Source organism: Pseudomonas sp. NPDC089743 (genome assembly GCF_044748785.1).
GTDB classification, from domain to species: domain Bacteria; phylum Pseudomonadota; class Gammaproteobacteria; order Pseudomonadales; family Pseudomonadaceae; genus Aquipseudomonas; species Aquipseudomonas putida_X.
In genome coordinates this window covers 191,179-204,945 of sequence record NZ_JBIVGS010000004.1, presented here as the reverse complement: position 1 = coordinate 204,945, position 13,767 = coordinate 191,179, and the positions used below count along the sequence as shown (strand labels likewise).

General features: G+C 61.6%; 16 protein-coding genes. 8 read left to right on the top strand and 8 right to left on the bottom strand.

Annotation, left to right across the window (positions count from 1 at the left end; translation table 11 throughout):
- The first annotated feature begins 204 nt into the window (after positions 1-204).
- The gene (locus tag ACIPZC_RS10130; protein ID WP_400626621.1) at positions 205-789 is read left to right on the top strand and encodes an MliC family protein; all 585 of its coding nucleotides are present in this window, start codon (positions 205-207) and stop codon (positions 787-789) included.
- 300 nt (positions 790-1,089) lie between these two features.
- Here ACIPZC_RS10130 and ACIPZC_RS10125 read toward each other — a convergent pair whose 3' ends face one another.
- Both ACIPZC_RS10125 and ACIPZC_RS10120 read right to left on the bottom strand, forming a co-directional pair.
- On the bottom strand, positions 1,090-1,563 hold the full coding sequence (locus tag ACIPZC_RS10125) for an OsmC family protein (protein WP_400626619.1): 474 nt from the start codon (positions 1,561-1,563) through the stop codon (positions 1,090-1,092).
- A gap of 85 nt (positions 1,564-1,648) precedes the next feature.
- Positions 1,649-1,870 (bottom strand): YceK/YidQ family lipoprotein, encoded by a 222-nt coding sequence (locus ACIPZC_RS10120; protein ID WP_400626617.1) that lies wholly within the window; start codon positions 1,868-1,870, stop codon positions 1,649-1,651.
- 675 nt (positions 1,871-2,545) lie between these two features.
- Here ACIPZC_RS10120 and ACIPZC_RS10115 point away from each other — a divergent pair.
- On the top strand, positions 2,546-3,439 hold the full coding sequence (locus tag ACIPZC_RS10115; protein ID WP_400626615.1) for a PA4780 family RIO1-like protein kinase: 894 nt from the start codon (positions 2,546-2,548) through the stop codon (positions 3,437-3,439).
- An 87-nt stretch (positions 3,440-3,526) separates the two neighbouring features.
- On the opposite strand, the gene ACIPZC_RS10110 is transcribed toward ACIPZC_RS10115, so the two are convergent.
- The 3 genes from ACIPZC_RS10110 to ACIPZC_RS10100 form a co-directional block, all read right to left on the bottom strand.
- Entirely contained in the window at positions 3,527-4,363 is an 837-nt protein-coding gene (locus tag ACIPZC_RS10110) for a universal stress protein (RefSeq protein WP_400626613.1), read from the bottom strand.
- A 66-nt stretch (positions 4,364-4,429) separates the two neighbouring features.
- Positions 4,430-5,221 (bottom strand): helix-turn-helix domain-containing protein, encoded by a 792-nt coding sequence (locus tag ACIPZC_RS10105; protein ID WP_400626611.1) that lies wholly within the window; start codon positions 5,219-5,221, stop codon positions 4,430-4,432.
- 1 nt (position 5,222) lies between these two features.
- The gene (locus ACIPZC_RS10100) at positions 5,223-5,411 is read right to left on the bottom strand and encodes a hypothetical protein (RefSeq protein WP_267816613.1); all 189 of its coding nucleotides are present in this window, start codon (positions 5,409-5,411) and stop codon (positions 5,223-5,225) included.
- 243 nt (positions 5,412-5,654) lie between these two features.
- On the opposite strand from ACIPZC_RS10100, the gene ACIPZC_RS10095 reads away from it, so the two are divergent.
- Entirely contained in the window at positions 5,655-6,581 is a 927-nt protein-coding gene (locus ACIPZC_RS10095) for a universal stress protein (protein WP_400626608.1), read from the top strand.
- Positions 6,582-6,608: 27 nt separating this feature from the next.
- Here the strand turns inward: ACIPZC_RS10095 and ACIPZC_RS10090 are convergent, their stop codons facing one another.
- Positions 6,609-7,157, bottom strand: coding sequence for a GNAT family N-acetyltransferase (locus ACIPZC_RS10090; protein WP_241803786.1), 549 nt, complete (start codon positions 7,155-7,157; stop codon positions 6,609-6,611).
- 184 nt (positions 7,158-7,341) lie between these two features.
- On the opposite strand from ACIPZC_RS10090, the gene ACIPZC_RS10085 reads away from it, so the two are divergent.
- From ACIPZC_RS10085 to ACIPZC_RS10075, 3 genes are read left to right on the top strand one after another with little or no spacing between them, the layout of a single operon-like run.
- Positions 7,342-8,268, top strand: a complete 927-nt coding sequence (locus tag ACIPZC_RS10085) for a universal stress protein (RefSeq protein WP_400626604.1) — start codon at positions 7,342-7,344, stop codon at positions 8,266-8,268.
- A complete protein-coding gene (locus ACIPZC_RS10080; protein WP_267816604.1) occupies positions 8,259-9,626 on the top strand; it encodes an MBL fold metallo-hydrolase RNA specificity domain-containing protein in 1,368 nt (455 codons plus the stop codon). The genes ACIPZC_RS10085 and ACIPZC_RS10080 overlap by 10 nt, the downstream gene beginning before the upstream one ends.
- A gap of 19 nt (positions 9,627-9,645) precedes the next feature.
- A complete protein-coding gene (locus ACIPZC_RS10075; protein WP_400626602.1) occupies positions 9,646-10,308 on the top strand; it encodes a hypothetical protein in 663 nt (220 codons plus the stop codon).
- Here ACIPZC_RS10075 and ACIPZC_RS10070 read toward each other — a convergent pair.
- Together ACIPZC_RS10070 and ACIPZC_RS10065 are read right to left on the bottom strand one after the other, a co-directional pair.
- Positions 10,287-10,856: a GNAT family N-acetyltransferase gene (locus ACIPZC_RS10070; protein WP_400626600.1), complete on the bottom strand. Its 570-nt coding sequence runs from the start codon at positions 10,854-10,856 to the stop codon at positions 10,287-10,289. The two genes, ACIPZC_RS10075 and ACIPZC_RS10070, sit on opposite strands and share 22 nt — an antisense overlap.
- A gap of 109 nt (positions 10,857-10,965) precedes the next feature.
- A complete protein-coding gene (locus ACIPZC_RS10065; protein WP_267816598.1) occupies positions 10,966-11,391 on the bottom strand; it encodes a potassium channel family protein in 426 nt (141 codons plus the stop codon).
- Positions 11,392-11,630: 239 nt separating this feature from the next.
- Between ACIPZC_RS10065 and ACIPZC_RS10060 the strand changes: the two genes are divergently transcribed.
- Complete coding sequence (locus ACIPZC_RS10060; protein ID WP_400626598.1) at positions 11,631-12,308, top strand: thermostable hemolysin; 678 nt, start codon at positions 11,631-11,633, stop codon at positions 12,306-12,308.
- Positions 12,298-13,761, top strand: a complete 1,464-nt coding sequence (locus ACIPZC_RS10055) for an AMP-binding protein (RefSeq protein ID WP_400626596.1) — start codon at positions 12,298-12,300, stop codon at positions 13,759-13,761. The genes ACIPZC_RS10060 and ACIPZC_RS10055 overlap by 11 nt, the downstream gene beginning before the upstream one ends.
- Positions 13,762-13,767 lie beyond the last annotated feature (6 nt).

Here is a 13,767-nt window from a genome sequence, read left to right as displayed (position 1 = left end):
CAGCGACGCCCAACCACTGTCGAATGTGCAGCGTGCTATCGCGGGTGGCGGTGGATGACTGCCAACGGCCCATAGCTGCCCTTCATGGAGGGAGCTATGGCCATTAGCAGTCATTAGCCGCCGACAAAAGCTGGGGCATCCTCCACGCAATTGAGCACAGCGCTAGACTGAGCCCAGTATTCTCAATCGCTAATGGTGGCTCCCATGAAGCACTGGCTTCCCCTGCTGCTCACCTTGCCTCTGTCGCACACCCAGGCTGCGGGACCTGCCTTCAACTGCACTCAGGTCGAGGCCGGCAGCATCGAACAACAGATCTGCCAGAGCGAGTCGCTCTCGGCACTGGACCGGCAAATGGCCGAGGTCTACACAGCCGCACAGCAGAAGGCCGGCAATGAACATCCGCCGGTGCTCAAGGCCGAGCAACGGGGCTGGATCAAGGGTCGCAACGATTGCTGGAAAAGCGCGGACCAGCCCACTTGCATCGCCGACAGCTACCGCCTGCGCATCGCCGAACTGCAGGCCCGCTATCGGCTGGTCGAGGCCACCGGTTCGGTGTCCTACCAGTGTGACGGCAACCCGGACAAGGAAGTGGTTGCCAGCTTCTTCCGCACCGAGCCGCCCACGGCTATCGTGGAGTTCGGTGACCGCAGTTCGCTGATGTACATAGAACAGAGCGCCAGCGGCGCGCGCTACAAGGGGCAAAATGAGAGTTTATGGGAGCACCAAGGTGAGGCCACCGTAGTATGGGGCTATCAGGCTCCGGAAATGCACTGCACGGCGCGTCGATAGCCATCGGGAGGGACGATTTCTGAGCGGGTTCCACTGATTCGGCAGAAGCTCGGCGATTCGCTCCCAGCTTCTATAAGGCACCGTCTCGTTAAGAGGTGTGAGTAGGTCGCAGCGCTATGATCATTTGATCAAAAGCTGCCACCGCCTACCTTCCATCAATGCTTTTCAAGGTTGCCATTTCTAAAGGAAAGCCAAGTCGCAAGAGTCGCTGTTGTCGACGATGCTATCGCAGGTGACTCATGGTGGATTCCAGAGGGGCTACGCAGAGATTTGCACCATCCCCGTAGCCCCAGTCTTTCGTTAGCTTCGATAGTTGATAACAGGCTTGCATTTGATTGGGAAGTTGACCGAGTTGGCAATGAAACACTCGTGGTGAGCATCGTCATGCAAGCGCATTGCAAGCTCTTTATCTGATTGGCTACCAATGATGATTTGAGGTCTTAGCTCTGCTTCCACGAAATGGCCCTTGCGCTCGCCATCTCCTTCGACCATCCGGCCCACCGGGTAATCGACGTACTCCAGCACGCACACATTGTTGACGGCGCACAGATGAAGATACCAGAGCTTGTGGCAGGCCGAGATCGAGGCCAGCAACATGTCTTCAGGGTTCCAGCATTCGGGTTTACCACGAAAAGCAGGGTCGGCCGAACCAAGGATAGGCGCTTTCCCTGGCGCCTCGACAGTGAAGTCTCTCTGGTAAGCCATATAGCTGGCAGTACCCTCACCTGTGTTGCCTATCCAATTGATGGTTACAGCGTAGTTGTGTTCTTTCATCGTCACTCCTGTGTTGGTTCACGGCGAAGCAGGTAACTCGGACGACGGCACGGGCTTTACCCGTGTTCGTGGGTAAAGGGGCGGATTACATGATGACGTTCAACCCGCCCTTGATCACGCATTCGCTTCGGTCGCCACCCAGGCTGTCGGGTAAAAAGGCCGTCAGGTCATAGGGCAGCAATAGGGTGTCCAACGCAAAAGAAAACGGCGTATCGATTAGAAATGGCCAACTGCTCAACGTGTCTGGGTGATTTGCCCAGGCCCACGATGCGCGGGTACCGTGATAAACGCAACGTTCCCCGCTCATGTGGCCAATCGTGCTGAAGCAGCCGCCTAGCGATAACACGGTTAAAAGCAACAGAATTTTTCCCGGCATACATTCCCTTGTAGATTTAGTTGTCGTCCGTGGCGATGAAGCTCAATCAGGGCGCCCTGGCAGCACATATCCGACTTCCAGGGTCGGGCGTGGTGCATCAGTGCGAGCTGGTTGATTTTGCGTGGTCTGCATTAGGAATTACAAGGACGTCCATGATTCCTGTCGATATGCCGCTCAGGCCATATGCCAAGAAGCACGATTGCTGCAAAGGCCATGATGCTTACCTGCTCGCAAACCATCTTCAATTGAAGGCCTCCATTGGCCGCTACCCATTTACCACGAGCGTCCGCCTCACGCCCTGATGAGTCAGTACCGGCCTCATCGCCGGCAAGCCGGCTCCCACAAAATGGACTGCCCCCAAGACCTTGGACCCCATCCGACCCTTGTGGGCAGTCCAGGCAGCCTTCAGGCATGTCGTATACCTGTGGGAGCCGCGCTTGCCGGCGATGGGCCGCGAAGCGGCCCCGGTTACACATGTGGCTCGGCACTGGATAACGCAGCGCTGGGCCGCCGCCTGAGCAGACAAACGAGCAAGACGCATCAGCCTGTGAGAGGATGTTCGCCAACCAAGCCATAAGGCCAGACAGGACCCCGAACACAAGCCTGATGAAGACGCCAAAACGAATCGAACCGCTGATTGAAGACGGACTGGTCGACGAAGTACTGCGACCCTTGATGAGCGGCAAGGAAGCAGCCGTCTACGTGGTGCGTTGCGGCGCCCAGGTACGGTGCGCCAAGGTCTACAAAGAGGCCAACAAGCGCAGTTTCCGCCAGGCCGCCGAATACCAGGAAGGCCGCAAGGTACGCAACAGCCGCCAGGCCCGGGCGATGGCCAAGGGCAGCAAGTACGGCCGCAAGGAAGCCGAGGACGCTTGGCAGAACGCTGAAGTGGCGGCGTTGTTCCGCCTGGCCAATGCCGGTGTGCGGGTGCCCAAACCCTATGATTTCCAGGATGGCGTACTGCTGATGGAGCTGGTGACCGACGCCGATGGCGATGCGGCCCCGCGCCTGAACGACGTGCACCTGGAGGCTGAGGAGGCGCGTGAGTACCACACCTTCGTCATCCGCCAGATCGTGCTGATGCTGTGTGCCGGCCTGGTGCATGGCGACCTCTCCGAATTCAATGTGCTGCTGGGCCCGGACGGCCCGGTGATCATCGACCTGCCACAGGCGGTGGATGCAGCCGGCAACAACCATGCATTCAGCATGCTGCAGCGTGACGTGGCGAACATGGCTCACTATTTCGGGCGCTTTGCCCCGGAATTGAAAGACACCCGCTTTGCCCAGGAAATGTGGGCGCTGTACGAGGCCGGTGAACTGCGTGCGGACAGCCCGTTGACAGGCGAATTCGAGGACGATGAGCATGTCGCGGACGTGGGGGGCGTGATGCGCGAAATCGACGCTGCCCGCTTGGACGATGCCCGCCGCCGAGCTGCACGGACCGAAGCCGAGCATGGGCCGGTCAAGGGCGAAGAACCGCCGCCGCCTTGGCTGCAATGATCTGTCAGCCAAGTCAAAGCATCACTTTCTGGGCTACACGATTGTCCCTGTATCGCATGTTGTGACGAAGGCACTGATCGCCGGGGTTCAGTGCGACAGCAGTATGGGCATTCGAAGGGCTTGCAGAACCCCCCGGGTAGCGCCCCCCAGGACGAATGCTTTCAAGCGCGAATGACCGAACCCGCCCATGACCAACAGGTCGGCGCCGACGGTGAGTGCTTCTTGCTGCAGGCACTCAGCGATCGGTCGCCCGGCCAGCTTCACGCTCAGCGGCCGAGCGTTCAGGCCTCGGTGCTGTAAGGCATGGGCCATGTCCTGCGCGATGTCGGCGTGCTCGAGTGGCTTTTCGCCCTGCACGGTCAGGACCGTGATGAGCATGTCGGCAGCCATCAGGTGTGACGCGTCAGCGAGTGCTCGCGCCGCGACGCGGCTGCCGTCCCAGGCCAACGCCATGTGCCTGATGGGCTTGCTGGGCAAAGGGGGAACGAGGATGCATGGCCTGCCAGCGCCAAAAATCACCGACTCTGCCAGCTCTTGGATGACGGGTTTGTCGACTGCCCACGGCAGGAAGGTCAGGTCGAAATACCTTGACGCCTCTGCCGCTGCGGTACCCGTCAGGCCGGGCACTACCTCTCTGGTGGAGAATTCCACACTGCTCTGGCCGTGGTCCAGGCCGCCCACCATGGCCTGCAGCGCTTTGCACTGCGTTCGACTGTTGCTTTCGGTGGTTTGAATCATGTCGGGGATATTCAGCAGGGTGCTGCCAATGGACGGCGAAAGGTAGGGGATCTTCACCGCAAAGGTCATGACATGCAGGTCATACCCCAGCGCGACGGCCAGGTGTACACCGGCTGCCACAGCGTCATCGGGGAGCACATCCGGATAGGTGACCAACGGCAGGTAAGCCAGATGAAAATTTGCCATGTCCGATACCTTCAGCTGTTGCGAGGCGATGCGCTGCAAGCCAGGTGCACGCAGGCAACTGGCAGTTCAGTGAGGCGGGCTGTTTGGGTAACCCAGTTCCAGTGCCATCAGCGCAGGCATGTCCAGAATTTCCACCAGCCGGCCGTGCAGGTTGACGATACCCAGGGCGCGCAAGTGGGCGACCGAGCGGCAGATGGTTTCCAGGCGCAGCCCCAGGTAGGAGGCCATGTCCTCGCGCGACATGCGTAGCATGAAGCCGTGGGATGAATAGCCGCGGGTGACGAAGCGTCGGGACAAGCCGAGCAGAAAACTGGCCAGCCGCTGCTCGGCAGAGAGGTTGCACAGCATCAGCACGCGCTCATGCTCGCGGATGATTTCCCTGCTCATCAGGCGGTTCAAGCTCTGCTGCAGCGTGGGAAAATCACGCGCCAGGGCCTGCAGGCGATGGTATGGGACGGGGCAGACTTCGCTGTCTTCCAGGGCAATGGCGTCACAGACATGGTGCTCGGTGGCGATGGCGTCGAGCCCCAGTACGTCGCCCGGCATCCAGAAATTGATGACCACACCCTGGCCTTCGGCATTGTTCAGGTTGGTCTTGAAACTGCCTGAATACACCGCATACAAGGCGCTCAGGGGCATATTGGCGTTGAAGAGCGCAGCACCCTTCCTGATGCGGATGCGCGGGCCGATCAATGTGCCCAGGCTGCTGTTGTCACGCAGGGGCAAACCCGTGGGCAAGCACAAGCCGTTGACCCGGCACCCATTGCAGCGCGATGCCAGTGGTTGCAGGTGAATGGGTGGGGGCGGGCGCAGCTGTACCGGCTCGCCGAGCGACTGAACGTCGATCAGGCCCGACATCTCAGGCCTCCCTCGCCGGTCTGGAAGCGACGGTGGCGATCTTGCTCAGTGAATGGGGCGCGTTAAGCCGGGCGGTCAGCACGCCGACGAACTGTTCGGCTTCTATGGGGGTTCTGAAACTCACCCGCCATTCGTCCATGTGGACCCACCAGCGGTTGTCATTGGCGCTTTTCTCGACGTAGACGTTCATCGGAACCTCCAGTGCCTGCATGGGCAAGCAATAGCGATTGATTCGAGGCGCAATGGCGTCCTTGTCAGCAGCGAGGCTAGGTACAGCGTGCGCCGAAAAAACCAATAAGTCTTGATCCGTGTCAATTGCCCGGTAAGCGGCAACAGCCGTTGGTCTGCTCGCGTGCACTGTTGACATACATCAAACCGGGCAGCCGCCGGCAGCAGAGCATCGAGGTACTCATCGAGCCCGCAGAGGTGTGCCATGACCAACTCGCAAAGACTTCTTTTCATCGCTTCGCCCTTGATGCGCCGCACGCCGGTCTTTGATCGAGCGGCGGCGCTGGCCAAAGCCAAGGGCATGCCATTGCACATCGTCGCGTTCGACTACCTCGAGGGGCTGGCCACTGCCGGCCTGGTCAACGACCAGGCCTTGGCGGTCATGCGCGAGGGGTATGTGCAGCAACATCGTCAATGGCTGGAAACCCAGGCATCGTCGATGCGCCGCAATGGTGTGACGGTCACTACCGAGGTGTTGTGGGTACAGCACCCATTGGACGAGATCCAGGTGCATCTACGTGAACAGCCGTTCGCCATGCTGATCAAGGGGCTTGAACATGAGCCTTGGTGGATACGAGCCATGTTCACCTCGCTGGACGTGCAGCTGCTGCGTGACACCCGGATTGCGCTGCACCTGGTGCACAACGCCAGTAATGCCTTGCCGCGCCGGATACTGGCAGCGGTCGACCTGTCGCGCCCGGAGGATCAGTTCGAAGGCTTCAACGACCTGATCATCAGCGAAGCGCTCAAGCTGGCCCTGCAATGCAACGCTCAGATCGAACTGCTGTATGCCTACGATATGGGTGCGATGTACCTGAACGCCGAAGGCTCTCGGGAGCATTCGTTCCTGTTCGATTCGAACCGTTCACGGACACTTCACGAGGCCCAGGCCGATGCCTTCCAGGCATTGGCCGAGCGCAACGGGATCGCCTTCGAGCACCGCCACATGCGGGTGGGGGACCCGGCCAAGGTGCTGGCGCTGTTCATGGACAACAACGACATCGATGTGCTGGTGATGGGCAGCTACCACCATCACGGCATCGGCTGGTTCATTGGCAGTACGGCCGAGCGGATCCTGCACCGGCTCAGCACCAGTGTGCTGGTGTTATCACCCGAGCATTCGCAAGGTTAGAGGGGCAAGGCCCGCAAGGGCCTTGTTTCACCTGCGCAGGTCAAGTTCATGAAGGATTTCGCTGACATCGCCGCCCAGGTAGCGCGAGGTGAACCCCAGCGCCTTGGTCAGCCGGTGCATGGCGTAGTTGTTCGAGAGGTCCCTGGACACCATGCACTGGTAACCATTGCGCCGTGCCGCGGCGATCAGGTGCTGCAGCAACAGCTTGCCCAGCCCCTTGCGCTGCCAGCGCTCGTCGACAGCCACGGCGCATTCGCAATTGTGGCTGCCCGGTATTGCGGCATAGCGGCTGACGCCAAGCTGATGCAGCTGGCCATTGTCATGGGCCAGCGCTACGTAGGCCATGTGCTGGTGACCGTCGACCGGCATCAGCTGCGCGTCCAGGCCGGGCAAGCCACCGCTGAGCCCGGCGAGAAAACGAAAACGGCGGGCCTCATGGCTGATCGTGCTCACAAAGCGCCGGTCCCGTTCGTGATCATCATCGCGCAGCGGCCGAATCAGCACGGCTGTGCCGTCAGCAAGGGTGTCGACCCAGTGCTCGCTTGAATCTTCGGTTTCCAGCAACGGCTTGTTCATAGGGCCTCCAGAGGGCTCGACCAACGTGGGCTGTACTGGTTGTACCGTGAGACGGCGTCATGGTTCTGACATTGATCAACTTGGTGCGCCAGTGGTGACTTTCTGATCTGCATCAAACGCGCTATGGCAGGGGGTTCGAATATCGATGTTACTTGCCATCGCCGCGTGCGGCCGGAGGTTTCCCATGGGTCAGTATCGACAACTGCTGGTGCTGCTTACCGACATCGACCCGCACTCGGCGGCTGTGCGCCGGGCGCTTGCCCTGGCGCATGTCAGCGGCGCAGCGGTGCATATCGTTGGGCTGTTCGAGCCACACGCGGACCATGCGTTACGCCAGGAACAGCTGAACGAAGCCGAGATGCAGCGCCAATACGGGCGCTATCGCGAGCAGCTCGAGGCATTGGTCGAGCGTCACCGGCCCAGCGATGCCTGCCTGACGTTCGATACCGTCAAGGCAGAAGACCTGCGCGAGCAGGCCGCCGATTACATCCGCGAGCTCAAGCCCGATATGGTCATCAAGGACACCGAAAAAACACCGGCACTGGCCCGGTTTTTCGCCACGCCCCTGGACTGCGCGCTGCTGCGAGCGTGCCAGTGCTTGCTGCATTTCGTACCTCGGGCAGCCGCGTCCTTGCCAAAACGCATACTGGTCGCCGTGGACACCGCCCTGCACGATGAACCCCATGACCAGATGCTGTTCAATCGCGCCCTCATCCGTGCAGCCGATGCCCTGGCGTTGCAATGCGATGCGCAGTTGCATCTGCTGGGTGCATATGACCTGGCGGGTGTGTTCGCCCCAGAAATGCTGGTGACGCAGACCTGGGTCGAGGAGATGCGAGATGCCTTGCAGGTGTCGTTCGATGCATTGGCCGATGCCGAAGGTGTGCCCCACGATTGCCGGCACTTCAAGGAAGGAGGGGCAGTGCAAGTGATTCGCGAGCAAGTGGCGGCCCTGGACATCGACGTGGTGGTTATGGGGGTTGTGCAGCCCAGGGGGCTGAGCAAGCTGCTGGGCGACACCACCGAGCGCATTGTGAGCGACCCACCGTGCAGCGTGCTGTCCGTTCACCCCTGCGTGATCGACACCTGGGAGCCGCCACCATGCAACTGACCTTCTTCGGCGGTACGGGCACAGTGACGGGCAGCAAGTTCCTGCTGACGCGTGATTCGACACGGGTGCTGATCGACTGCGGTCTTTTCCAGGGTTACAAGCAGCTGCGCCTGCGTAATTGGGAGCCACTGCCGGCGGCGCTGCGGGCGGTCGATGCGGTAGTGCTCACCCATGCCCACCTGGACCACAGCGGCTACCTGCCGGTGCTGGCGCGCGAGGGCTTCAGCGGGCCGGTGTATGCCACCCCGGCAACCTGTGCCCTTGCTGAAATCCTGTTGCTCGACAGCGCCCGATTGCAGGAGGAACAGGCCGACCATGCCAATCGTCATGGCTATTCCAAGCATTCGCCGGCCCGGCCCTTGTACACCGAGCAGGATGCCAAACGTGCGCTGCAGCTGTTCAGGCCCGTCGAGTTGCACCAGCGTACCCCGATCGCACCGGGTGTCGAACTGTTGCTGCGCACGGCCGGGCACATTCTGGGCGCGGCGACCGTGCAACTGACGGTGGATGGTCAGACGCTGGTGTCATCAGGTGACCTGGGGCGGCCCAACGACCCCGTGATGCGTGCACCCGAGCTGATCGGTGCGGCCGATGTGCTGCTGGTGGAGTCGACCTACGGTGACCGCTCACACCCCGCCCAAGCGCCGGAACGCTACCTGGCCGACGTGATCAACCAGACCCTGCTGCGCCATGGCATCACGCTGGTGCCGTCATTCGCGGTGGGCCGTGCGCAACTGTTGCTGTACTACCTGTACAGGCTCAAGCGTGACGGGCTGATACCCGACATCCCCGTGTACCTGAACAGCCCGATGGCGACGGATGCCACCGCCCTGTACCAGCAGTTCAGGCGTGAGCACCGCCTGACGGCGCTGGAATGCGCACAGATGTGCAAAGGTACGCAGATCATCCGCACGGTCGATGAGTCCAGGCGCCTGGATCAGTTGCGCGAACCTGCGGTGATCATTGCCGCCAGCGGCATGGCCACGGGGGGGCGGGTGTTGCATCACCTCAAAGCGCTGGCGCCCAACGCGCACAACAGCATCCTGTTCTCTGGTTTTCAGGCGGGTGGGACCCGGGGCGCCGATATCGTTGCCGGGGCGCGCAGCGTGCGCCTGCATGGCGAAGACGTGCCGATTCGCGCGCACGTCTTCGCCATGGACAATCTGTCGGCCCATGCCGACGCGGACGAAATCATGGAGTGGTTGCGCGGTTTCACCCGGCCACCGCGGCAAACCTACGTCATTCATGGCGAACCGCATGCTGCGGACACCTTGCGTCGGCGGATAAGCCTTGAGCTCGGCTGGCAGGTGTGCGTGCCCGAGCACATGGAAACCGTTGCCATAGACCCTGTGCGTTGAACCGGGGCTGGAGGCTTTCATGAACATGCAAACCAGGGTGAGGCTAAGCGCTTGGGCAAGACGGCCCAAGGGCAGCATTGGGTGCATCGCGGCCATCGCCACATTGGCCATTGCCGCCTCGGTATACCAGGTACTGGGCCCAGCCTGGCGCCTGCCGATGCATGAGCCGGCCATTGCGCTGACGCTGCTGACACTGAGCGCGGCGGTCGGGTTGGGCGTGCACCGGGTTTTCAAGAAAACAGTGGGCACCACCATTTTTTCCGGGCAGGCCACCGGTTGGCAGGCAAGGCTCGCCATGGTCCGGGATGTGGCCAGAGAGTCGAACATTCTGCTGGGCATGTTGCTACTGCTGGCGATGCTGGGCGTCGGCACACTAGGGCTCGCCAGCCGCTCCGTGCAAGGCATCGTCAGCGGATGCGAGACCAACCTGCAGGCACAGGTCGATCTGCCAGAGGACCAAGCGCTCGCCGCGTTGATCGCCAAGCCCGTCTGTCAGTGCCTGGCGCAGACGTTTCTGGAGCGCAATGGTGTCCTTCGGCTGGCGCTGTTCAATACGCCGTTGCTGGAGGTCAGTGCTTTCAAAGGGCTGACCGAGGCTGATGAGCGGCGGTGCCTGGAGCAACTGGACCTGCTGCCCGAGGCTACCGCCGCAGCGCCGCCTCAGGCCAGCGATAGCCGGTGAATCACTTGGCTTGGGTCGTCCGGGTCTCTGGCAGTGGTAAACCCAGCTGCCTGGGCCAGGTCGCGCATCGCCACATTGGCCGCGGCGTCAATCGAATACATCTGGCGCAGGCCCTTGGCCCGTGCGTGGTCGATCAGGTGCCGGAGCAGCAATGTGCCCAGGCCGTGACGCTGCCAGCTGTCGAGCACGGTAACGGCGCATTCGCATGCTTGGTGATCCGCACCGGTGGCGTAGCGGGAGATACCGACTTCCTGTAGCTCACCGTCGACATGCGCGAGGGCCACATAGGCCATATGCTGGTCCTGATCGACCACCATCAGTTGGTCCAGCAGGGCTTCCCCAGGCTCCTTGAGCTGGGACAGAAAACGGAAGTGGCGCGACTGAGGAGACAGGCGTTCGATGAAGTGCTTTTCGCGTTCACGATCCTTGGGCTGCAAGGGCCTGATCAGCACATGGGTGCCATTGTCGAGTGCTTCGATCCAGTGTTCGCCGGTGGTCGCAGGAAATGCCGGTGCTGCTTGTGGGCGGGGTGTTTCGGCGGATGCCATGGCAAGCCTCCTTACGGTTTGCGGGTGTTCAAAGGAGGTTCAGTTTCAACGCGTTGCCTTTGGCGCGCTTGATCGTTGTCAATTGCCGGGTTGATAGGCCCACGCCTCGCTACTTGGCCTTCCAGTATTTCTGCATTTCCAGAAACAGAAAGGAGGCCGTCCAGGTGATCATCACCAGCCCCGTGAGTGCCTGCAGGCCTGTGAGGTATTTGAGGTCGCCGCTGGGCGTGATGTCGCCGAAACCGATAGTGGTATAGGTAGTGAACGAGAAATACACGCAGTCCATGAACGTGCCGTCGAAGTTGCCGCTCAGCGTGCCCCAGCCTTCGGTACTGGCCATCAGGTAATAGGCCAGGGCAAAGCACCAGACTTCCAGTGCGTGGGCCGCCAGCGCGCCGAGCACACCGATGACGATGCGGAACCGGCTCCAGAGCTTGAGCCGCGGCAGCCAGTCGTTCAGGCGCAGCAGGCATTCGTAATGGATCACCACCACCAGCACCACGACCAGCGCGTTGATCAGCGTGACGGTCAGCATCGACGGCTCCCCTGCGGCTTTGAGAGAAGTGTGGCCGGTAATGGCCATCGTGTCGGTTCTACAACTGAAAATCAGCAGGGGATTGATAAAGATCACCCACCTGCCAATTAGCCGCTGGCTTGCCGCCGATGGCGATGGTGGGGGAGCAGCCCAACAACGCAGGTCATCTCCGTAACTTCAGATTGCCTTCAGATTGACCACAGATACTCACCCCATCAAGCCCAAACGGGGGGAGTTTCATGACCCAGTCTCAGTGGAGCAGCCTGCTCCCATTGCCCATCGGCAGCCACGTCGACCACCAGGCTCACTTGTCGCTTCATCTGCACAAGGACCCGGGGCGCGATGAGCTTGAGCATTTCATCCATCAGTGTTTTGCCAACGTGCATCACGCTGATGTGCACCATTACCTGCCCGAGCTGCTGGCGTTGCATGACAGCCAGGGGCGGTTGGTCGCTGCCGCAGGCATGCGCCCGGCCAGCAGCGGGCCGCTGTTTCTGGAGCACTACCTGGATGAACCGCTGGAAGCTGCAGTTTCACGCGTGGCGGGCTGCACCCTTGAGCGCGCATGCATGGTCGAAGTCGGCAACCTGGCCGCGCTCAGTGCCGGTAGCGCGCGAATCATGATCATCGCGGTGACCTGGTTGCTGGCCCTGCGCGGCTTGAGGTGGGTGGCGTTCACCGGCGCGACGACATTGATCAACAGCTTTCAGCGCTTGGGGCTGGTGCCATCGGTACTGGCGTCGGCCGACCCAGCCCGGTTGAACGGGCAGGTGGACCAGTGGGGGACCTACTACGCTCAACACCCGAAAGTCTTTGCCGGCAATATCGGTAGTGGCTTCGATGCCTTGAGCAGGGCAGGGGTGTTCCAGCGCCTGGGCTTGCCAATGGTTTTTGAGGAAACTGGCCATGCCGCATGAGCTGGAGCGTTTTCATCAGCTGCTGGTCTCGTATGCCCGCGACCACGGTGACGCAATCGCCGTACAAGATTCGACAGAGCGCTTCACATTCAGGCAACTACTGGCAGAAGTGGGTTTGCGCATCCAGGATTTGCGCACGCGTTCGCCAGGCACGCTGGTACTGGCCCTGGATAATGGCCCGCAGTTGCTCTTCTGGGATCTGGCGGCGCTTTTTACCCAGCGCCCCTGCGTGGTCGTGCCCCCGTTCTTCAGTGTTGCCCAATTCAGCCACTGCATCGCGCAGAGCGGCCCCAGCCATGTGTTGTGCGGCCCGCAATGGTGCGCGCCGCTCGCTGAGCTTGGGTTCGCCCAACAGGATGGGTTTTGGGTTCGCGAGGCAGACGCCACTGCGGCGCTGCCGCCCGGTACCGCCAAGATCACCTACACCTCTGGCAGCACGGGCAAGCCCAAAGGCGTGTGCCTGTCTGCCGAAGCCCTGTTGCGGGTAGCCCGGGAACTGGAAGTGGCCAGCCGTCCCAGTGAACCGCAGCGTTACCTGGTGGTGCTGCCGCTGGGTGTGCTGCTGGAAAACCTTGGTGTTTATGCCGCACTGATGGCTGGCGCGGGTGTGTTGCTGTATCCCCAGGCACAACTGGGTATGGGAGGAGCCAGCCAGGTCGATTTCAAGCGCTTGCTGGGGGCAATCGTCCTGAGCGGCGCGCAAAGCCTGATCCTGGTGCCGCAGCTACTGATGGGGTTGATCACTGCCATCGAGCGCGGGCTGATGCGGGTGGGGGCGCTGCGCTTCGTTGCGGTCGGCGGTGCCCGGGTGGCGCCCAGCCTGTTGGCCCGCGCCGAAGCGATCGGCCTGCCGGTGTTCGAAGGTTATGGCTTGTCCGAGTGCGCTTCGGTGGTGGCCTTGAACCGGCCAGGCGCAACCCGCCGGGGCAGTGTCGGCAAACCGCTGCCCCATGTGCAGGTGCGTATCGCCGAGGACGGGGAGGTGCTGGTGGCGGGCTCAGTGTTGCTCGGCTACCTGGAGGAACCACCCGTCTGCGATAGCTGGTGGGCTACAGGCGACCTCGGCCACCTCGACGATGAGGGCTACCTGTACCTCGATGGCCGCAAGAAACATCAGTTCATCACCAGCTTCGGGCGCAACGTCAACCCGGAATGGGTGGAGGCGGAACTGACCCAGGGCGGTGTGATCGGCCAAGCGTTCGTGCATGGCGAGGCCCTGCCAAAGAACCTGGCATTGCTCTGGCCGCTGGACCCTGCCACCCCCAACACCCTCATCGACCAGGCCGTACAGCAGTGCAATGCCTTGCTGCCGGACTATGCCCGGGTACATGCCTGGCGTCGCCTGCCGTGCCCGCTGTCCAGTACCGACGACACCTTGACCGCCAACGGCCGCCCGCGACGCGAGGCCATCCTGCGGCGTTACCACTCCCTGTTATCCGATATCTCGTTGTGAGGGCTG